At 51.7% G+C, this 19,357-nt stretch carries 18 protein-coding genes; 16 read left to right on the forward strand and 2 right to left on the reverse strand.

The window, feature by feature from the left end; all coding sequences use genetic code 11:
* The first annotated feature begins 1 nt into the window (after window position 1).
* From purC to purD, 9 genes are read left to right on the forward strand one after another with little or no spacing between them, the layout of a single operon-like run.
* Window positions 2-721 (forward strand): phosphoribosylaminoimidazolesuccinocarboxamide synthase, encoded by a 720-nt coding sequence (purC, locus tag QMA39_RS13965; RefSeq protein ID WP_027955718.1) that lies wholly within the window; start codon window positions 2-4, stop codon window positions 719-721.
* Entirely contained in the window at window positions 709-954 is a 246-nt protein-coding gene (gene purS, locus QMA39_RS13970) for a phosphoribosylformylglycinamidine synthase subunit PurS (RefSeq protein WP_027955719.1), read from the forward strand. Before purC ends, purS begins: the two co-directional genes overlap by 13 nt.
* Window position 955: 1 nt before the next feature.
* Window positions 956-1,639, forward strand: coding sequence for a phosphoribosylformylglycinamidine synthase subunit PurQ (gene purQ / locus QMA39_RS13975; protein ID WP_027955720.1), 684 nt, complete (start codon window positions 956-958; stop codon window positions 1,637-1,639).
* Window positions 1,623-3,848 carry a phosphoribosylformylglycinamidine synthase subunit PurL gene (gene purL, locus QMA39_RS13980; RefSeq protein ID WP_281659082.1) on the forward strand — a complete coding sequence of 742 codons (2,226 nt, stop codon included), beginning with the start codon at window positions 1,623-1,625 and terminating at the stop codon, window positions 3,846-3,848. The genes purQ and purL overlap by 17 nt, the downstream gene beginning before the upstream one ends.
* Entirely contained in the window at window positions 3,824-5,236 is a 1,413-nt protein-coding gene (purF, locus tag QMA39_RS13985) for an amidophosphoribosyltransferase (RefSeq protein ID WP_027955722.1), read from the forward strand. The genes purL and purF overlap by 25 nt, the downstream gene beginning before the upstream one ends.
* A 12-nt stretch (window positions 5,237-5,248) precedes the next feature.
* Window positions 5,249-6,253, forward strand: coding sequence for a phosphoribosylformylglycinamidine cyclo-ligase (gene purM, locus QMA39_RS13990; RefSeq protein ID WP_281659083.1), 1,005 nt, complete (start codon window positions 5,249-5,251; stop codon window positions 6,251-6,253).
* Window positions 6,250-6,828, forward strand: coding sequence for a phosphoribosylglycinamide formyltransferase (gene purN, locus QMA39_RS13995; protein WP_281659084.1), 579 nt, complete (start codon window positions 6,250-6,252; stop codon window positions 6,826-6,828). Before purM ends, purN begins: the two co-directional genes overlap by 4 nt.
* Window positions 6,825-8,357 carry a bifunctional phosphoribosylaminoimidazolecarboxamide formyltransferase/IMP cyclohydrolase gene (gene purH / locus QMA39_RS14000; protein ID WP_281659085.1) on the forward strand — a complete coding sequence of 511 codons (1,533 nt, stop codon included), beginning with the start codon at window positions 6,825-6,827 and terminating at the stop codon, window positions 8,355-8,357. The genes purN and purH overlap by 4 nt, the downstream gene beginning before the upstream one ends.
* 21 nt (window positions 8,358-8,378) lie before the next feature.
* On the forward strand, window positions 8,379-9,662 hold the full coding sequence (purD, locus tag QMA39_RS14005) for a phosphoribosylamine--glycine ligase (RefSeq protein WP_281659086.1): 1,284 nt from the start codon (window positions 8,379-8,381) through the stop codon (window positions 9,660-9,662).
* Here purD and QMA39_RS14010 read toward each other — a convergent pair.
* Both QMA39_RS14010 and QMA39_RS14015 read right to left on the reverse strand, forming a co-directional pair.
* The gene (locus QMA39_RS14010) at window positions 9,621-9,731 is read right to left on the reverse strand and encodes an EYxxD motif small membrane protein (RefSeq protein ID WP_169516209.1); all 111 of its coding nucleotides are present in this window, start codon (window positions 9,729-9,731) and stop codon (window positions 9,621-9,623) included. The genes purD and QMA39_RS14010 overlap by 42 nt on opposite strands.
* Window positions 9,732-9,879: 148 nt before the next feature.
* A complete protein-coding gene (locus QMA39_RS14015) occupies window positions 9,880-10,134 on the reverse strand; it encodes a DUF2892 domain-containing protein (RefSeq protein ID WP_281659087.1) in 255 nt (84 codons plus the stop codon).
* A gap of 74 nt (window positions 10,135-10,208) precedes the next feature.
* Here QMA39_RS14015 and QMA39_RS14020 point away from each other — a divergent pair, with 74 nt between their 5' ends.
* The 7 genes from QMA39_RS14020 (at window position 10,209) to ligA (ending at window position 19,346) form a co-directional block, all read left to right on the forward strand.
* Window positions 10,209-11,954: an adenine deaminase C-terminal domain-containing protein gene (locus tag QMA39_RS14020; RefSeq protein WP_206933894.1), complete on the forward strand. Its 1,746-nt coding sequence runs from the start codon at window positions 10,209-10,211 to the stop codon at window positions 11,952-11,954.
* 34 nt (window positions 11,955-11,988) lie between these two features.
* Window positions 11,989-12,969, forward strand: coding sequence for a DUF3048 domain-containing protein (locus QMA39_RS14025; RefSeq protein WP_281659088.1), 981 nt, complete (start codon window positions 11,989-11,991; stop codon window positions 12,967-12,969).
* A gap of 12 nt (window positions 12,970-12,981) precedes the next feature.
* The gene (locus QMA39_RS14030) at window positions 12,982-13,284 is read left to right on the forward strand and encodes a YerC/YecD family TrpR-related protein (RefSeq protein ID WP_027955730.1); all 303 of its coding nucleotides are present in this window, start codon (window positions 12,982-12,984) and stop codon (window positions 13,282-13,284) included.
* Between the two features lie 345 nt (window positions 13,285-13,629).
* Window positions 13,630-14,220: a YitT family protein gene (locus tag QMA39_RS14035; RefSeq protein WP_206934329.1), complete on the forward strand. Its 591-nt coding sequence runs from the start codon at window positions 13,630-13,632 to the stop codon at window positions 14,218-14,220.
* 166 nt (window positions 14,221-14,386) lie between these two features.
* Window positions 14,387-15,097: a heptaprenylglyceryl phosphate synthase gene (locus QMA39_RS14040; RefSeq protein ID WP_206933898.1), complete on the forward strand. Its 711-nt coding sequence runs from the start codon at window positions 14,387-14,389 to the stop codon at window positions 15,095-15,097.
* Window positions 15,094-17,328 (forward strand): DNA helicase PcrA, encoded by a 2,235-nt coding sequence (pcrA, locus tag QMA39_RS14045; RefSeq protein ID WP_281659089.1) that lies wholly within the window; start codon window positions 15,094-15,096, stop codon window positions 17,326-17,328. Before QMA39_RS14040 ends, pcrA begins: the two co-directional genes overlap by 4 nt.
* 14 nt (window positions 17,329-17,342) lie before the next feature.
* Window positions 17,343-19,346, forward strand: a complete 2,004-nt coding sequence (gene ligA / locus QMA39_RS14050; protein ID WP_281659090.1) for an NAD-dependent DNA ligase LigA — start codon at window positions 17,343-17,345, stop codon at window positions 19,344-19,346.
* The last annotated feature ends 11 nt before the right edge of the window (window positions 19,347-19,357 follow it).

Consider the following 19,357-nt stretch of genomic DNA (forward strand, 5'->3'; position numbering starts at 1 on the left):
TATGAAAGGTTCCCTTTTATATGAAGGAAAAGCGAAGCGTGTGTACCATACCGACGATCCTGAACAGTTGATTTTATCCTATAAAGATGATGCGACCGCCTTTAATGGAAAGAAAAAGGAGTCGTTCCCCGGCAAAGGCCGTCTGAACAACCTGATTACCTCAAAAGTCTTTCAATCCTTACATCAACAACACATCAAGACCCACTTCATTCAAGCTTTAAACGAAACCGAGCAGCTCGTCTACAAGACAGACATCGTTCCGCTCGAAGTCGTTGTCCGCAATAAAGCCGCAGGCAGCATCACCCGCCGCCTCGGTATCTCTGAACAGACACTCTTTCAACCACCCATTCTTGAACTCTTTTATAAAAATGATGAACTGAATGATCCGCTGATCAATGATGTCCACGCCTATCATTTGACGGGGATTCGTGAACAGGACCTCACCTTGATCAAGGAACAGGCGCTTCTCATTAATGAGCATCTGAGCAGCATTTTTCAGAAAGCTGGTCTTGAGCTGATCGATTTTAAACTGGAATTCGGTTTTCTCTCTGATGGCCGTCTCGTCCTCTCTGATGAAATTTCCCCGGATACGTGCAGGCTCTGGGACTTGGAAACAGGCACAAAAATGGATAAGGACGTCTTTCGTGAAGGAATTGGCAGTTTGACAGATACGTATGAACGGATTTTACAACGACTGGAGGAGAGCGTATGCGCAAAGTAAAGATTCACATTACGTTGAAAGAAGGGGTCCTGGACCCGCAGGGCAAGGCCGTTCAGCATTCCTTGAAATCACTGGAGTACAATAACGTTCACGACGTCCGTGTCGGTAAATATATGGAGGTTCTCGTTGATGATAAGGAAGATTTGGAAGCCGAAATCGACAAGATGTGTGATCAGCTTCTCGCCAATCCGGTCATTGAGAACTATACGTATACGATAGAGGAGGCTGGCTGACGTGAAATGTGCCGTCGTCGTCTTTCCAGGATCGAACTGTGACCGTGATATGTACCATGCCGTCAAAGATGAACTTGGTGCAGACGCAGATCTTGTCTGGTATCAGGAAGCGAATCTAGCAGACTATGATGCCGTTCTTCTGCCGGGTGGCTTTTCTTACGGAGATTACCTGCGTTCCGGAGCGATGGCAGCGACTTCTCCCATCGTTGAGCAGATCCGTGCTGCCGCAGAAGCCGGGAAACCGGTGCTTGGCGTATGCAACGGGTTTCAAATTTTATTGGAATCCGGCCTCCTGCCGGGAGCGATGCTGCCGAACAAAAAACTGAAGTTCATGTGTCATACTGAAACGCTGATCGTAGAAAATGCCGATACACCGTTTACGCAGCAGTATAAAGAGAAGGAAGAAATCCAGATTCCGATTGCCCATGGTGACGGCAATTACTTTTGTGACCAGACAACGCTTGAGCGCCTCCGTGAGAACAAGCAGGTGGTTTTCACTTATCAGACGAACCCGAACGGATCGGCCGGTGATATTGCTGGTATCGTCAATGAAAGAGGCAATGTCCTCGGTATGATGCCGCACCCGGAGCGGGCGGTCGATGCCCTGCTCGGCACCGATGACGGCCTTCGGCTTTTTCAATCGATTTTGACCTATTGGAGGGAACACTATGCCATCAACGCTTGAGATCAGTCCGGAAACGATTGAACAGAACCGCTTATATGCAGACATGGGTCTGACTGATGAAGAATACACCTCGGTTGTGAAGATTCTCGGCCGCCGTCCGAACTATACAGAGACCGGTTTGTTTTCGGTCATGTGGTCGGAGCACTGCAGCTACAAAAACTCCAAACCGCTGTTGAAGAAATTTCCGACAGAAGGTCCCCATGTCCTTCAGGGCCCCGGGGAAGGAGCCGGAATCATCGATATCGGAGATGACCAGGCCGTGGTTTTCAAAATCGAAAGCCACAACCACCCGTCTGCTGTTGAACCCTATCAGGGAGCAGCCACAGGGGTCGGTGGTATTCTGCGTGATGTATTTTCCATGGGCGCCCGTCCTGTAGCGTTACTGAACTCTCTCCGGTTTGGATCGCTTGAGCGTCCACGGGTGAAATATTTGTTTGAAGAAGTCGTACGTGGCATCGCCGGATACGGCAACTGTGTCGGTGTGCCGACAGTGGGCGGGGAAGTCCAGTTTGACGACGCCTACAACGGCAATCCGCTCGTCAATGCGATGTGTGTCGGTTTGATTGATCATAAGGATATCCAAAAAGGGATTGCAGCCGGTATCGGAAATACGGTCATGTATGTCGGGGCTAAAACCGGCCGGGACGGGATCCACGGAGCGACCTTCGCTTCTGAAGAATTATCGGAAGAGTCTGAAGAGAAGCGTCCATCGGTCCAGGTCGGCGATCCATTTATGGAAAAGCTGCTGATTGAAGCCTGTTTGGAGGTCATTCATCATGATGCCCTTGTCGGCATTCAGGATATGGGCGCCGCTGGTCTAACCTCCTCTGCCAGTGAGATGGCGAGTAAAGCGGGAACCGGCATGACAATTAATCTTGATCACATTCCGCAGCGTGAGAAGAACATGACGGCTTATGAGATGATGCTCTCAGAATCGCAGGAACGGATGCTTTTAGTCGTTGAGAAGGGCCGGGAAGAGGAAATTGCTGCTGTCTTCCGGAAGTATGATCTTGAAGCCGTTGCGGTCGGTGAGGTGACCGATACGAAACGCTTCCGCCTTGAACATCACGGGGAAGTGGCTGCGGATGTTCCAGTGGATTCCCTTGCAGAGGATGCCCTGGTCTATCACCAGCCGTCCAAAATACCGGAGTATTATGAAGAGTTTCAACGTATGGAAGATTTCAAGCCGGTCGTGACGGATTATACGAAAACACTGCTTGAGCTTCTGCAGCAGCCGACAATTGCGAGTAAAGAGTGGGTGTATGACCAGTACGACTACATGGTCCAGACGAACACAGTCGTCTCACCGGGGTCTGATGCCGCGGTGCTTCGTGTTCGTGGTACGAACAAGGCGCTGGCCATGACGACGGATTGTAACTCCCGCTACATTTATCTCGACCCGGAAGTGGGCGGACAGATTGCCGTGGCAGAAGCGGCGCGTAATATTGTCTGCTCCGGCGGCCGTCCGCTTGGAATTACGGACGGTCTGAACTACGGATCTCCGGAAAACCCGGAAATTTTCTGGCAGATGGAAAAAAGCGTCGATGGGATGAGTGAAGCCTGTCGTATGCTCGGCACTCCAGTCATCAGCGGGAACGTCAGTCTTTATAATGAATCGTTTGGCGGACAGGCCATCTATCCGACACCGATTGTCGGTATGGTCGGTTTAATTGAGGATGTCAGCCATATCACACGCTCCCACGCGAAAGCCGCCGGCGACCTCATTTATGTGATCGGGGAAACGAAACCGGAATTCGGAGGAAGCGAGCTGCAGGGGTTGTTGGAAGGCCGGCATTTTGGAAAAGCACCAGAATTGGATTTAGAAGTCGAAGCGCTGCGTCAGAACCAGCTGCTGACAGCGATCCGCTCTGGTCTTGTCGAATCTGCTCATGACCTTTCCGAAGGTGGACTGGCTGTAGCTCTTGCGGAAACGTTATTCGATCAGGAGCTTGGCTGTGATGTCACGATCGAAGCTGATATCACGACAGCCCTTTTCGCAGAAACCCAGTCCCGATTCCTTGTGACCATCCATCCGGAAAACAAAGACGCGTTTGAGCAGGCCGCACCTGGAGCGCAGCAGATCGGTACAGTGACGGACGATGGCATGTATACAGTGAAGCAGAAAGACGTTGTAATGGAGGAAAAGACATCTGTGCTGAAAACAGCTTGGAAAGGAGCTCTTTCATGCTTGGTGAAATCAAAGGCTTAAATGAAGAATGTGGGATTTTTGGTGTCTGGGGTCATCCGGATTCTGCCCAGCTGACATACTATGGTCTCCACGCTCTCCAGCACCGCGGACAGGAAGGCGCGGGCATTGTAACGACAGATGGCGGGCAGTTGAAGCTTGCCAAGGGACACGGGCTGATCAATGAAGTATTCTCTGAAAACCAGCTGGAAGATTTGCAGGGGCATGCGTCCATCGGTCACGTGCGCTATGCGACAGCTGGAGATGGCGGCTATGAAAATATCCAGCCGCTCCTGTTCCGGTCGCAGACCGGCGGACTTGCCCTTGCCCACAATGGCAACCTTGTGAATGCCCAGGCATTGAAAAACCAGCTGGAAGGACAGGGCAGCATTCTGCAGACGACGTCGGATACAGAAGTCGTCGCCCACCTGATCAAGCGTGCGCGTCATCTGCCGTTGGAGCAGGCCATTACAGAAGCCCTTTCCATGATCAAGGGAGCGTATGCCTTTTTGTTAATGACCGAAGACCGGATGTTCGTCGCTAACGATCCACGCGGCCTCCGTCCCCTCAGCCTCGGCCATTTAGGGGGGAGCTGGGTGGTTTCTTCAGAAACGTGCGCCTTCGATATTGTCGGTGCGACGTATGAAAGGGAAATCGATCCTGGTGAAATGCTCGTCATTTCTGATGACGGCATTGATTCAATACGGTTTTCAGCACCGATCCAGCGGACGCTCTGCTCGATGGAATATGTGTATTTTTCCCGGCCTGACAGCAATGTGGATGGAAAGAATGTCCACGCATCCCGCAAACGGATGGGCAAAACACTGGCTGAAGAAGCGCCTGTTGATGCTGATGTCGTAACAGGGGTGCCGGATTCCAGTATTTCAGCCGCCATCGGATATGCCGAGGCTTCAGGAATTCCCTATGAGCTCGGGCTCATCAAAAACCGTTACGTCGGCCGGACGTTTATCCAGCCGTCCCAGGAGCTGAGAGAGCAGGGCGTGAAGATGAAGCTTTCCGCTGTCCGGGGGATCGTTGAAGGGAAAAAGGTTGTCATGGTCGATGATTCGATTGTACGTGGAACGACCAGCCGACGGATTGTGAAGATGCTGAAAGAAGCAGGGGCCGCAGAAGTCCACGTCAGAATTGCCTCACCGCCGATCAAGAACCCGTGCTATTACGGAATCGATACGTCCAACAGCGGGGAACTGATCGCCGCAAACCATTCGCTTCAGGAGATGGAAGAACAGATCGGTGCGGACAGCCTCGCCTTTTTATCGACGGAAGGCTTGAACGAGAGCATCTATCAGGGAGAGGAATCCTTGAGGCACGGTGGGTGCATGGCCTGCTTTACGGGGAATTATCCGACCGAAATCTATCCGAATACGATGCATCCATATGAGAAAGCGTAGGGAGGTATACAGATGAGTCAATCCTATAAACAGGCCGGCGTCGATGTCGAAGCCGGTTATGAAGCGGTGGAGCGGATGAAAAAGCATGTCAGCCGGACGATGCGCAAGGAAGTCATCGGCGGGCTTGGAGCCTTCGCCGGGTTATTTGATATCAGCGGGATGTCCTACAATCATCCGGTGCTTGTGACAGGAACGGATGGGGTGGGGACAAAGCTCAAACTCGCCTTCGAACTCGATCGTCATGATACGATAGGAGTGGATGTCGTAGCGATGTGTGTCAATGATATTGCGGCGCAGGGAGCGGATCCCCTGCTCTTTCTCGATTATATCGCCTGTGGCAAAAATGACCCCGCCCGTATCGAACAGATTGTCAAAGGCATTGCGGACGGCTGTGAACAATCAGGTGCTGCCCTTGTGGGTGGAGAAACGGCGGAAATGCCGGGCATGTACGACGCGGAGGAATACGACCTGGCCGGTTTTGTCGTCGGTATGGCTGATAAGGACAAGCTGGTTACAGGGGCGTCGGTCCGGGAAGGGGATGTCGTCATCGGCCTGCCTTCCTCAGGCATCCACTCCAACGGCTTTTCGCTTGTAAGAAAACTCGTGAAAGAGCTTGATTTGGAGCAGGTGTATCCGGGGATGGAACAGCCGCTTGGTGAGGTGCTGTTGACTCCGACCGTCATTTACGTTGATTCGGTCAAGAAACTTCGTGGAACGGTCGATGTGAAAGGACTGGCTCACATTACCGGCGGCGGCTTTTATGAAAATCTTCCCCGCATGCTTCCGGAAGGTTTCGGAGCTGCTGTGGAGCAGGGGAGCTGGGACGTACCGCCTGTGTTCCGTTTTTTACAGGAGCAGGGTTCCATCGCGGAAGATGAAATGTACGGGGTCTTCAATATGGGCATCGGTATGGCAGCGGTCATCAGCAAAGAGGAAGTGGAACAGGCGTTGGCAGCCTGTCCTGAAGCCAAGGTCATTGGACGCGTGACTAAGGGGCGGGGGGTGGAGCTGATATGAAGCAGCTGGCGATTTTTGCTTCTGGTACCGGCTCCAACTTTGATGCCATCGTGAAAGCCATTGAAGAAGGAAAGCTTGATGCTCGCGTCGCTCTGCTTGTCTGTGACCGGGTCGGGGCAGCAGTGATTGAAAAAGCGCAGAACCATGAAATCGATACCGTCGTCTACACGCCGAAACTGTTTCCAGATAAATCCGCCTACGAAGAAGCGATTCTGCATGATTTGCGCTCAAGGCAGGTGGAATGGATTGTCCTTGCCGGTTATATGCGCCTGATCGGACCGACGCTGCTGGCCCCTTACGAAGGAAGGATTATGAACATACATCCGTCTCTTCTTCCGGCCTTTCCAGGAAAAGATGCGATCAGACAGGCGCTCGACAAACAGGTGAAGGTGACAGGCGTGACGGTTCATTTTGTCGACGACGGAATGGATACCGGCCCGATCATTGCCCAGGAGCCTGTCCCTATCTATGATCATGACAGCAGGGAAGACGTCCACCGCCGCATCCAGACCGTAGAGCACCGCCTTTATCCAGAAGTCATCCAGTCTTTACTACCCAAGGAGGAATACAAATGAAAAAACGCGCCCTTTTAAGCGTATCCGATAAACAGGGATTAACAGATTTCGCCGCCCGCCTGAATGACCTGGGCTATGAACTCGTCTCCACAGGCGGAACGAAGCGGACTATTGAAGAAGCCGGCATTCCGGTGCTGTCCATTTCTGAAGTGACCGACTTCCCGGAAATTATGGATGGCCGTGTCAAAACGCTGCACCCATCCGTCCATGGCGGACTGCTGGCCAAGCGTTCCAACACAGAGCATATGGAGCAGCTGGATGAACTGAATATCCAGACCATTGATCTTGTGGCTGTAAACCTGTATCCATTCAAAGAAACAATCGCCAAAGAAGGTGTGACCGAAGCAGAAGCGATTGAAAACGTCGATATCGGCGGTCCGACAATGCTGCGGGCAGCGGCGAAAAGCTTTGAAGATGTCGCGGTGGTCGTCGATCCATCTGATTACGAAACGGTCGTTGAAGGCCTTAATCAGGGAGAACTTCCCTATGAAGAACGCCGCCGCCTGGCAGCCAAGGTGTTCCGTCATACCGCAAATTATGACAGCATGATTGCTGGATACTTCTCTGATTTGACGGAAGAGGCTTATCCAGAGACGTATACCGTTACATATGAAAAAGTCCAGTCCCTCCGTTACGGAGAAAACCCGCATCAGAGTGCTGCTTTTTATAAGAAAGCAGCGGTGGAGGGAACGTCCCTTGCAGAAGCGGAACAGCTGAACGGCAAGGAGCTTTCCTATAATAATATCCAGGATGCCAATGCGGCGCTTGAAGTCGTCCTTGAATTCAATGAGCCTGCAGCTGTCGCTGTGAAGCACATGAATCCGTGCGGCGTCGGTGTTGGTGAGAATCTGTATGAAGCCTATGTGAAAGCATATGAAGGAGACCCCGTTTCCATCTTCGGAGGAATCGTCGCGCTGAACAGGGAAGTCGATGGAGAGACAGCCGCCAAGCTGAAGGAGATTTTCCTTGAAATCATCATCGCTCCATCCTTCAGCCAGGAAGCGCTCGACATTCTTACAAAGAAAAAGAATCTGCGTTTACTCCAGGTGGATATGAAGAAATCCGACCGCCCGTCCCATAAGCTGACGACCGTGAACGGCGGCCTGCTTGTCCAGGATACGGATGAAGGATCGCTGGATCAGATTGATCTGGAGGTGGCGACCGAACGCGCGCCGTCTCAGCAGGAAATGGAAGATTTGAAGCTTGGCTGGAAAGTCGTGAAGCACGTCAAATCCAACGCCATCATCGTAGCCAAAGGCGACCGAACGCTTGGCGTCGGGGCCGGTCAGATGAACCGGGTAGGTGCTGCCAAGATTGCTCTTGAGCAGGCGGGAGAAAAAGCAGAGGGAAGCATTCTTGCCTCCGACGCCTTTTTCCCGATGCCGGATACGGTGGAAACGGCAGCAGCTGCCGGTGTCACAGCCATCATCCAGCCGGGTGGATCGAAGCGTGACCAGGATTCCATCGATGCCTGCAACAAGCACGGCATCTCCATGGTCTTTACGAAAATGCGTCACTTTAAGCATTAAATACAGAAAGGATGAAGGACGATGAACGTTTTAGTAATTGGACGCGGCGGCCGGGAGCACAGTCTGATCCAGAAGCTTGCGGAAAGTGACCGGGTGGAGCGGTTATATGCGGCTCCCGGAAACGCCGGCATGACCGAACAGGCCGAGTGCATCACCATTGATGAAGGAAACCAGGAAGCGCTTGTGGCGTTTGCGAAGGAAAAGGATATTCGTCTGACGATTATCGGCCCGGAAGATCCACTTGCCGCCGGTCTGGCTGATGCGTTCACAAAGGCCGGCCTTCCTGTATTTGCCCCGAGCGGTCGTGCGGCTCTCATTGAAGGAAGCAAGCATTTTGCCAAGCAGCTTATGAAAAAATACGACATCCCGACAGCGGATTATCAAGCGTTCACCGATGCGGATAAAGCGAAAGCGTATATCGCTGAAAAAGGCGCGCCGATCGTCGTCAAGGCGGACGGTCTGGCCGCCGGCAAAGGGGTCGTTGTAGCAGAATCCGCCAAAGAAGCAGAGCAGGCCGTTGAAGAAATGCTCGGGGCCGGCCGCTTCGGGGAAGCAGGCCGTGAAGTGGTTATTGAGGAATTCCTGGATGGAGATGAATTTTCCTTAATGGCCTTCGTCCGTGGGGGAAACGTTTACCCTATGGTTCCAGCAAGAGATCATAAGCGTGCCTTAGAAGGGGACCAAGGACCAAATACCGGTGGAATGGGCGCATATGCTCCCGTTCCGACACTGTCCAGAGAATCCTATGAGACAGCGCTTGAAATGATTGTCCGCCCAGCCGCCAATGCGATGGTCCAGGAAGATCGATCCTTTACGGGGATTCTCTATGCCGGATTGATTGAAACGAAGGAAGGCCCGAAGGTCATTGAATTCAATGCCCGATTCGGTGACCCGGAAACACAAGTGGTCCTGCCCCTGTTGGAAAACGACCTCGTCCAGGTCCTTCTTGATGTTCTTGACGGAAAGGATCCGGAACTTACCTGGAAAAAGCAGTTCTGTGCTGGTGTGGTGGTTGCTTCCAAAGGTTATCCGGGGTCCTATGATAAAGGTCGTCTGCTTCCGGAGCTGAAAACAGACAAGTCCACGTTTTTTGTCCACGCCGGAACCGCACTCGATGAAAAAGGATATGTATCAAACGGCGGACGGGTTCTGCTTGCCGGCAGTCTCGGCGGAAATACCGAAGAAGCGCTGGACAAGGCCTACCGCTCTCTTCAAGTATTCGATACGTTTGATGACTTTTTCTACCGCCGGGATATCGGAAGGTCAACTCTTTTTTCTGCGGGAACGGAGAAACACCGCACCTAAAGCGGCAATCGTCCCGATGATCGTGAGAATGACGAATCCGACATCGGTCACATATTCTAAAAAGTACACGTTCATTCATCCTTTATAAGCAAGAGCGGGGCATGTCCCCGCTCTTTTTATTATCCTGCTGGTTCCTCTTTCTGTTCGTCCTTCTTCTTCTTATAACGGCTGAAAAGATAGAGGAGAGGCAGAAACATCATCGATCATTCCCACCTTTTCAAGCGTCATCCGGCAGGTTCTGTGCCCAGGGTTCTTCTTTTCCATCTGTCTCTAGGGCTGCTGATTCATATAAAGCAGTGAGAGGACAGAAACGTACGATGCCTTCAGCGATCTTCAGGGAAGCCATCATGATCAGCAGCGGGTGGGAGGAAGATCCTTCCTTGCGCGCTCCGCGGATCGTCAAGTACGTCAGCATGCTGAAGCCTGCTGTGATCCGGATCATGCTGTTGATCAGGCCGATATTCGGTTTCATAACAGGTTCCTCCTTAGCAGATTGGAATATCCTGTGTTACGATAGAACATAATGAAATCAGGGAGGTACGCTCCATGAACGAAACACGCTTTCGCTGGCGCAACCGTCAGCTGCGGGAACATGCAGCTGTCATGGACGGTAAAGTGGCGCCGACGAAACTGATTACCCATACGACATACTTGAACGTGTATTTGAAACAGTGGATGACCGGTCATATCTGGATTTATGAAGACCGTATCATATATACGGGACAGGAGCTTCCTGCCCATACAGAAGGAACGGAAGTGATTGATGGCAGGGACAGCTGGATCGTCCCGGGTTACATTGAACCACATGCCCATCCATTCCAGTTATATAATCCCCAGAGCCTTGGAGAATATGCAGCCGCCACGGGAACGACAACGCTCATTAATGACAACTTGATGTGGCTTTTTTTAACGGACAAAGAGAAAGCGTTTTCTCTGCTTGAAGAATTTATGAACCTGCCTGCTTCCATGTACTGGTGGGCGCGCTTTGATCCTCAGTCCGTATTAAAGGATGAGGACAGAGAAGCGTTTGATGAGCAGATCGAATCGTGGATTGAGCACGACGCTGTCATTCAGGGCGGAGAGCTGACGGCCTGGCCGGATGTTTTGTATAACGGAGACGAGCAGATCCTCCACTGGATGCAGGAAACGAAGCGGGCCCGCAAGCCGCTTGAAGCCCATCTGCCCGGCGCATCAGAGAAAACACTGGTGAAGATGCGGCTGCTCGGCATGGATTCCGAGCACGAGTCGATGACGGCTGATGATGTGCTGAATCGTCTCGCTATCGGTTACCAGACAGGACTGCGCTATTCTTCCATCCGTCCCGATCTGCCGGATATTCTACAGGGACTTATGGAAAAAGGACATCAGCAGTTCGACCACATGATGTACACGACGGACGGGTCGACGCCTGGCTTTTATCGTGAAGGACTGATCAATCAATGTATTCAGATCGCTCTCGATGCCGGTATTCCGGAAATTGACGCCTATATGATGGCGACGTACAATTCCGCCCGTCATTTTACGATCGAGAACCGCGTCGGCAGCCTGAACGCTGGACGGGTCGCTCATTTGAACTTTTTATCCAGCCCGGATAATCCGACGCCCCATGCTGTTCTTGCGAAAGGCGAATGGGTGAAAAAGGATGGAAAGGCTGTAGAAACCCCATCTCCTGTGAAATGGAAGAAAAACGGAATCGATAAGCTGAACCTGGACTGGGATCTCACTGAACAGGATCTGCAGTTTTCCATGCCGGTCGGCCTTGAAATGGTCAATGACGTCATCATGAAGCCTTATGCGGTGGATACGGATACAGGTGTGGAACGTCTGCCGGAGGATCATTCCGAAGGATTTCTCATGCTGATGGACCGTGAAGGTGAATGGAAAGTCAACACGTTGATCAAAGGATTCACAACCTCACTCGGTGCCCTTGTCAGTTCATACAGCAGTACGGGCGATCTTGTTCTGACCGGGAAGTCAAAAGCGGATATGAGGACGGCATTTGCCCGGATGAAAGAAATCGGCGGCGGCATCGTACTCGTCGACAAAGGGGAGGTCATCTTTGAGCTGGCTCTTCCGCTTGGAGGAGTCATGTCCGACAAGCCGATGAATACACTGATGGAAGAAGAAGAATCGTTGAAAAACCATTTAAAAGCTTATGGATTCGCCTTTTCCGATCCTGTTTATACGCTTTTATTCCTGTCTTCGACGCATCTTCCATTTATCCGGATCACACCACTTGGAATCATCGATGTGAAAAAGAAAGAGGTACTCTTTCCTTCAATAATGCGTTAAAATATAAGTGGGATGATCTAAAGGACGTGCATCTATGAAAAAGCTGCTGCTCATCGGTCTGCTTACCGCCGGTCTTACTGCCTGCCAATCAACGGGAGGGACTCCTGGAGAAAAAGCAGCAGAAACTCCTGATCCTGTCCCTGCTGGTGATGTCTTTCCTTTAACAGGAGAACCCGGTGCAGGGGATAAATCCGGGCGTGTCCTTGGTGTGATGGTCAACAACCATCCGAAAGCACGGGCGCAGTCCGGTCTCAGTCAGGCAGATCTCGTCTATGAAGCCCTTGCCGAAGGACAGATCACCCGTTTTCTCGCTTTGTTCCATAGTGATATTCCTGATACAATCGGGCCGGTACGCAGCGCCCGTCCCTATTATTTTGAGCTGGCCTATGGATATGACGCTCTTTACGCCTATCACGGAGCTTCCCATTCCATATATCAGCAGCTTGCCGGCACCAGCATGGACGCTGTCGATGGTGCTGTGTATGACAATAATGGCTGGCTGTTCCGCCGTTCCGGTGACCGTTCTGCGCCGCACAATTCCTACCTTTGGACAGAAGGGCTGGACCGTGTGGTCGTTGAAAAAGGGTTAACGGAGGGCGACCCGCCGGAGGCTTTGTATTTTACAGATGAAAGTCCGGACGGTCGTCCTGCTGAAGAGGTGGAAATCACCTATGGCAGCAGGACACAAGTCCGATGGCAGTATTCCGATCAGGGGTTTCTTCGTTTCAACGACGGAGAACCGTCTGTGGATCGTTCGACGATGGAACAGATTTCTGCCGATAATGTATGGATTATAGAGGCCCGCTACCAAATCATCGATGAGGCCGGCCGCCGGGAGGTTGATTTGACCTCAGGCGGACGCGGTTTTCTTTTTCAGAAAGGGACGATGAAAGAAGTGGAGTGGCGGAATACAGATGGACGGCTGCTTCCTTATGAAGGGGAAGAGCAGGTGCCGTTCGTCCCGGGAAATACATGGATAAACATTATACCTGAATCCGGAGCGGTTCAATTTTGAGGAGGAATCCGAATGCAAATCGATAAATTGCGCGGAAAAACGCTGGATCAGCTTTTTGAAGCGATTCTTTCACTACAGGACATTGAAGAGTGCTATGAATTTTTTGATGATCTGGCAACGATGAACGAGGTGCAGTCGCTGGCTCAGCGTCTGGAGGTCGCCCGCATGCTGAGAGACGGGTACACCTATCATAAAATTGAAACGGAAACCGGAGCTTCCACAGCGACGATTTCCCGTGTGAAGCGCTGCTTGAACTACGGAAACGACGCCTATACCAAAGCGCTCGACCGTGTCCACGAAAAGCGTACAGAATAGAGAAAAGACTGCCATACCGGCAGTCTTTTTTAGTGGTTTTTCAACATGGAGGAACGGATTTTTGTTTCATAGAAATGGTCCTTTCTTTGTGTTCATTATGTGGCTGTCACGTGGAGCGTTCGGTGGTGACGCCTGCGGGAACAGCACGAGCCGAAGATCCAATTGGTCAAGCGATCTTCTTGACCAATTTAGCTGAGGCCGTGCCCGCGGCAAGCATCCACCGATAAGCGGAACGTGGCCAGTCATAGGACATTTGAAGAAATCTGTTAAGGCATCTTTTTTTCGTCTTCTAAAAACACTCGACCCGCATAGAATAGGGTGAGGGGGGACGGGCCTGTGAGAGAGATGGTGAAGAAAGGAATCATGATCGTAGCCGGAAGCTTGATTCTTTCGCTTGGCATCAACTTTTTTCTTATTCCCGACCATGTCCTCGACGGCGGCATCATCGGCATCGGTATGATCGCCAACTACATATGGGGGATGAAGGTGGGGCTGACGATCATCTGCTTCAGCATCCCGATTTTCACCCTTGCCTGGTTTTATTTCCGCATGTACTTTTACAACAGCCTGCACGGCCTGTTGGTTTCCTCGTTTTCAATTGATGTGCTTCAGGGACTGCGTGCCTATCATCTGCCACTCGATCCTGCTGTCAGCTCCATCATTGGAGGAGCCCTTGTCGGCGGGGGGATTGGTTTGATGCTCCGGCACCATACGAGCACCGGAGGGACAGACCTCCTTGCTCAGATGATCGCTGACTGGATGAAGGTAAACGTCGGATTCGTTATTCTGGCCATCGATGCGGTCATCATCGGGGCTGGTGGGCTGCTGTTTTCGATGGAAACTCTGCTTCTTTCCGCCATCACGATTTTGAGTGTCGGTCTTGTTACGATGACGTTCACCTCTTCCCGTCTCCTCCCTGAACATCCTGCATCTTAATATAGTAAGGCGGTCGAGAACATTCTCGGCCGCTTTTTTGGTTTGGTAAACGGATTTTCACGGTCGTTCTTTCACAGAATATTTACACTCTGAGGGAAACCCTCAACCCGGTGCCGAAATTTTGTTATAATCGACTAATGGATAACTGTTGTTTTGGAGGCCGGAAATGTACAATATAAGCAAGTGGGATCATGTGTTCAAACTGGATCCAAATAAAACGATTTCGGAAAAAGACTTGAAGGACATCTGCACATCCGGTACGGACGCGGTCATGATCGGCGGTACCGATGGTGTAACGTTTGAAAATGTTACCGATCTCCAGGAACGGGTGGAGGCGTACAACGTCACCTGTGTGTTGGAAGTGTCCGATATGGAAGCCGTTGCTCCGGATTTTGACGCTTATTTCATTCCGATGGTGCTGAACAGCGAAGATAAAAAGTGGATGCTTGATGTGCAGCATCAAGCAGTCAAAGAATACAGCGATATGATCAACTGGACGGATATGCTGACGGAAGGCTACTGTGTCCTGAACCCCGAAGCGAAAGTTTTTCAAAAAACGTCCTGTTCTCTGCCGGATCAAGCGGACGTGCTGGCATATGCCCGGATGGCCGAGCATCTTTTCCGCCTCCCGGTTTTTTATATGGAATACAGCGGGACCTATGGTGATCCGACTCTTGTAAAAGAAGTGGCGGATGTGCTGGAGGAAACGACGCTCGTATACGGCGGCGGTATCCGGACGGTGCAGCAGGCAGTAGAAATGGCAGCCAAGGCAGACGTCGTCGTCATTGGAAATGTCATCTATGAAGATATACAAGTGGCGCTTCAAACGGTGGAAGCAGTCAAATCAACAAAGAAGAAGGATGGTGGACGTTCATGACTCAGGCGTTGAATGCTTTGATTCAAGGTTTGAATACAGAACAACGCAATGCGGTAATCCATACAGAAGGCCCGCTGCTCATTATGGCAGGTGCCGGAAGTGGTAAGACAAGGGTGCTGACCCATCGGATTGCCTACTTACTCAGTGAAAAAGATGTAGCGCCGCGCAACATTCTGGCGATTACGTTTACAAACAAGGCCGCGCGCGAAATGAAAGAGCGTGTAGAATCCCTTGTCGGGAATGACGGCGAAAAAATATGGATGTCGACGTTCCACTCGATGTGTGTCCGGATTTTACGACGGGACATCGACCGGATCGGTTATGACCGCAACTTCTCGATTCTCGATTCCAGTGACCAGCTTTCTGTCATCAAACAGGTGCTGAAGGAACTGAACCTGGATCCGAAAAAGTGGGACCCACGGGCGATGCTGGGAGCGATCAGTAATTCGAAAAACGAACTCATGACAGCGGAAGATTATGCCAAGCAGGCCGGCAGTACCCATGAGGAACAGGTGGCGGAAGTGTATAAAGGCTATCAGAAAAAACTGCGAAAAAACCAGTCGCTCGATTTCGACGACCTGATCATGCAGACGCTCAGTTTGTTTGATGAAGTCCCGGAAGTGCTGGAAACGTATCAGCGCCGCTTCCAATATATCCATGTCGATGAGTACCAGGATACGAACCACGCGCAGTACCAGCTCGTCAAGCATCTGGCGAGCCGGTATCAGAACCTGTGTGTTGTAGGGGATTCCGACCAGTCGATTTATGCCTGGCGCGGAGCGGATATTCAAAACATCCTCAACTTTGAAAGTGACTACCCGAAAGCACGGACCATCCTGTTGGAGCAGAATTACCGTTCCACAGAATTGATTCTCGATGCGGCCAACAACGTGATTGATAAAAACTCCGGGCGGAAGCCGAAGCGCCTCTGGACCGACAATAAAGGCGGCGAAAAGATTCACTATCATCAGGCCGGCACAGAGCGTGAGGAAGCCCTTTTCGTCACCGATAAAATCGGCGACCTCGTAAGACAGGGAAAGTTCCGCTATCAGGATACGGCGATCCTGTACCGGACAAACGCCCAGTCGCGTACGATTGAGGAAACCTTCGTCAAAGCGGGCATCCCGTACCAGATGATCGGCGGTACGAAGTTCTACGATCGTAAGGAAATCAAGGACCTTCTTGCCTACCTGCGTCTCATTGCCAACCCGAACGATGATCTGAGCTTCCAGCGTGTGATCAACGAACCGAAGCGCGGGGTTGGAAAAACGAGTATGGATAAGATGATGGCCTATGCAGCAGATCACGATATTTCGCTGTATGAAGCAGCGGCGGAGGTCGATTTCGTCGGGGTCAGCGCCAAAGCAGCCAAGGCGATTATGAGCTTCCGCAAAATGGTCCAGAACTGGAGTGAGCAGCAGGAGTTCCTGTCAGCAACCGATATGGTGCAGCAGGTGATCGATAAAACTGGCTATGAAGAGATGCTGATGAACGAAAAAAGCATTGAAGCTCAGAGCCGTCTGGAAAACATTGAGGAATTCAAATCCGTAACGAAGAACTTTGAAGAAAACGCCGAAGATAAAACATTGGTGGCGTTCTTGACGGATCTTGCGCTGATTGCGGATATCGATTCCATGAATGAGGACCCTAGTAGTGATGACACTGTCACGCTTATGACGCTTCACTCCGCGAAGGGTCTTGAGTTTCCGGTCGTCTTTCTCATCGGGATGGAGGAGAATGTCTTCCCGCACAGCCGTGCATTGATGGATGAGGAAGAGATGGAAGAAGAACGGCGCCTCGCTTATGTAGGGATTACCCGTGCTGAGAAGCAGCTGTTTTTGACCCATGCGAAAATGCGTACGTTGTATGGACGTACGAATATGAACCCGATCAGCCGCTTCATCCATGAAATTCCCGAAGAGCTGGTCGACGGACGTGAACAGAAGGAAGAGCTGCCGTTTTTCAATAAGAAGCGTGAAGCAAGCCCGTTTGGGAGGCAGACCCAGGAGCCGCCGAAGCGTTCAGCCAAAAAGCCGAAGAAGAAGGAATCGACCGGCGGCGAGAAGATCGGCTGGCAGCCTGGTGATAAAGCGACACACAAAAAATGGGGAACCGGCACCGTCGTCAAAGTGCAGGGTGAGGGAGATGCGCTTGAGCTTGATATCGCGTTCCCGGCACCGACAGGCATTAAGCGGCTGCTTGCCCGTTATGCTCCGATTACGAAAGCGTAAGGAAGTGAATGAGTATGAACGCAACTGAAGCGCAGCAGAGGATCGAGGCGCTGCGACAGGAACTGGAGCAGTACAGCTATCAATATCATACGCTCGATGATCCGTCGGTCTCTGACTACGAATATGATAAAAAAATGCAGGAGCTGATCAACCTGGAGGAGGAATTTCCGGAGCTGCAGACCCCGGATTCCCCTTCCCAGCGTGTCGGCGGAAAGCCTCTGGATGCTTTTGTAAAGGTGCAGCATGAGATCCCGATGCTCAGCCTCGGCAACGCTTTTAACGAAGAAGAGCTCCGTGATTTCGACCGACGTGTCAAGAACGGTACAGACGAAGAAGTCAGCTATGTATGCGAACTGAAAATCGATGGACTCGCCGTCTCATTGAAATATGAGGATGGGGTGTTTGTCCGGGGAGCGACACGGGGAGACGGAACGACAGGCGAAGACATTACGAAAAACCTGCGGACCATCCGCAACATCCCGCTCCGTTTGAAAGAGCCTGTCACCCTTGAGGTGCGTGGGGAGGCGTATATGCCTAAGCGCTCGTTTGTCGGTTTAAACGAAGCGAAGGAAGCGAATGGCGAAGAGCCGTTTGCCAATCCCCGGAACGCCGCGGCCGGATCGCTGCGTCAGCTGGACCCGAAAATCGCCGCCAAACGGAACCTTGATATCTTTCTTTACGGCATCGGTGTCTGGGAGGATGATCCGACAGACGCCCACAGTGAACGGCTGGAGCGGATGAAGGAACTGGGGCTGAAAACCAACCCGGAATGGAAAAAGTGTACCAACATCGAAGAAGTCATCGACTATGTGAACAGCTGGGTCGAACGGCGACCGGATCTCGACTATGAAATTGACGGGATCGTCATTAAAGTAGACCGTCTGGATCAACAGGAATCGCTCGGCTTTACGGCCAAAAGTCCACGTTGGGCGACCGCTTACAAATTCCCTGCTGAAGAAGCGGTCACTACGCTTACGGATATCGAATTAAGTGTCGGCCGGACAGGGGCTGTGACCCCGACCGCCATTCTGGAACCGGTCAAAGTCGCGGGAACGACCGTGCAGCGGGCTTCTCTTCACAATGAAGATTTGATCCGGGAAAAGGACATCCGCATCGGAGATACGGTCGTCATTAAAAAAGCCGGCGACATCATCCCTGAAGTGGTACGTGTACTTACGGATCAGCGGACAGGGGACGAAGAGCCTTACTACATGCCGGAAACCTGCCCGGAATGCGATAGCGAGCTTGTCCGGATTGAAGAAGAAGTCGCACTAAGGTGCATCAACCCGAACTGCCCGGCTCAGCTTCGGGAAGGATTGATCCACTTCGTATCCAGAAATGCCATGGATATCGAAGGGCTCGGTGAAAAAGTCATCGCCCAGCTTTTCCAGGAAAACCTGATCCATAACATTGCCGACCTGTACAAGCTGGACCGTGAAGAGCTGCTGCAGCTGGACCGCATGGGGGAAAAGTCGGTCGAAAACCTGCTGCATGCGATAGAAGCCTCCAAGGAAAACTCTCTGGAACGCCTGCTTTTTGGTCTTGGCGTCCGTTACGTCGGCTCCAAGGCAGCCAGTACGCTCGCCCAGCACTTTGAGCATATGGAGGCGCTGAAGGAAGCAGATACGGAAACGCTGGAGGCGGTTCCCGAAATCGGCAGCAAGATGGCGGATTCGATCGCCAGCTATTTTGACAAGCCGCAGGTCATCGAGCTGTTGGACGAACTCCAGTCGCTCGGCTTAAATATGGAGTACCTCGGCGCGAAGAAAAGCGACCAGCCGGAGAATTCTCCGTTCAAGGATAAAACAATTGTCCTGACCGGAAAGATGGAACATTTCAGCCGTTCTGAAGCGAAGAAAATCGTTGAAGGACTCGGCGGCAAAGTGACGGGGAGTGTCAGTGCCAAAACCGACCTTCTCATCGCCGGGGAGGATGCCGGTTCGAAATATACGAAGGCAGCAGACCTAGGCGTTGAAATCTGGGATGAAGAGCAGTTTAGAGAAGCTTTAAACGATTAGGGAGTGGAAAG

It is taken from the genome of Halobacillus sp. Cin3, from assembly GCF_947311855.1.
Taxonomy (GTDB): Bacteria; Bacillota; Bacilli; order Bacillales; family Halobacillaceae; genus Halobacillus; species Halobacillus kuroshimensis.

Coding starts and splice junctions, on each gene's coding strand:
- purC (WP_027955718.1), top strand. CDS start 2: ATGAAAGGTTCCCTTTTATATGAAGGAAAAGCGAAGCGTGTGTACCAT.
- purS (WP_027955719.1), top strand. CDS start 709: ATGCGCAAAGTAAAGATTCACATTACGTTGAAAGAAGGGGTCCTGGAC.
- purL (WP_281659082.1), top strand. CDS start 1,623: ATGCCATCAACGCTTGAGATCAGTCCGGAAACGATTGAACAGAACCGC.
- purF (WP_027955722.1), top strand. CDS start 3,824: ATGCTTGGTGAAATCAAAGGCTTAAATGAAGAATGTGGGATTTTTGGT.
- purM (WP_281659083.1), top strand. CDS start 5,249: ATGAGTCAATCCTATAAACAGGCCGGCGTCGATGTCGAAGCCGGTTAT.
- purN (WP_281659084.1), top strand. CDS start 6,250: ATGAAGCAGCTGGCGATTTTTGCTTCTGGTACCGGCTCCAACTTTGAT.
- purH (WP_281659085.1), top strand. CDS start 6,825: ATGAAAAAACGCGCCCTTTTAAGCGTATCCGATAAACAGGGATTAACA.
- purD (WP_281659086.1), top strand. CDS start 8,379: ATGAACGTTTTAGTAATTGGACGCGGCGGCCGGGAGCACAGTCTGATC.
- QMA39_RS14015 (WP_281659087.1), bottom strand. CDS start 10,134: ATGAAACCGAATATCGGCCTGATCAACAGCATGATCCGGATCACAGCA.
- QMA39_RS14020 (WP_206933894.1), top strand. CDS start 10,209: ATGAACGAAACACGCTTTCGCTGGCGCAACCGTCAGCTGCGGGAACAT.
- QMA39_RS14025 (WP_281659088.1), top strand. CDS start 11,989: ATGAAAAAGCTGCTGCTCATCGGTCTGCTTACCGCCGGTCTTACTGCC.
- QMA39_RS14030 (WP_027955730.1), top strand. CDS start 12,982: ATGCAAATCGATAAATTGCGCGGAAAAACGCTGGATCAGCTTTTTGAA.
- QMA39_RS14035 (WP_206934329.1), top strand. CDS start 13,630: ATGGTGAAGAAAGGAATCATGATCGTAGCCGGAAGCTTGATTCTTTCG.
- QMA39_RS14040 (WP_206933898.1), top strand. CDS start 14,387: ATGTACAATATAAGCAAGTGGGATCATGTGTTCAAACTGGATCCAAAT.
- pcrA (WP_281659089.1), top strand. CDS start 15,094: ATGACTCAGGCGTTGAATGCTTTGATTCAAGGTTTGAATACAGAACAA.
- ligA (WP_281659090.1), top strand. CDS start 17,343: ATGAACGCAACTGAAGCGCAGCAGAGGATCGAGGCGCTGCGACAGGAA.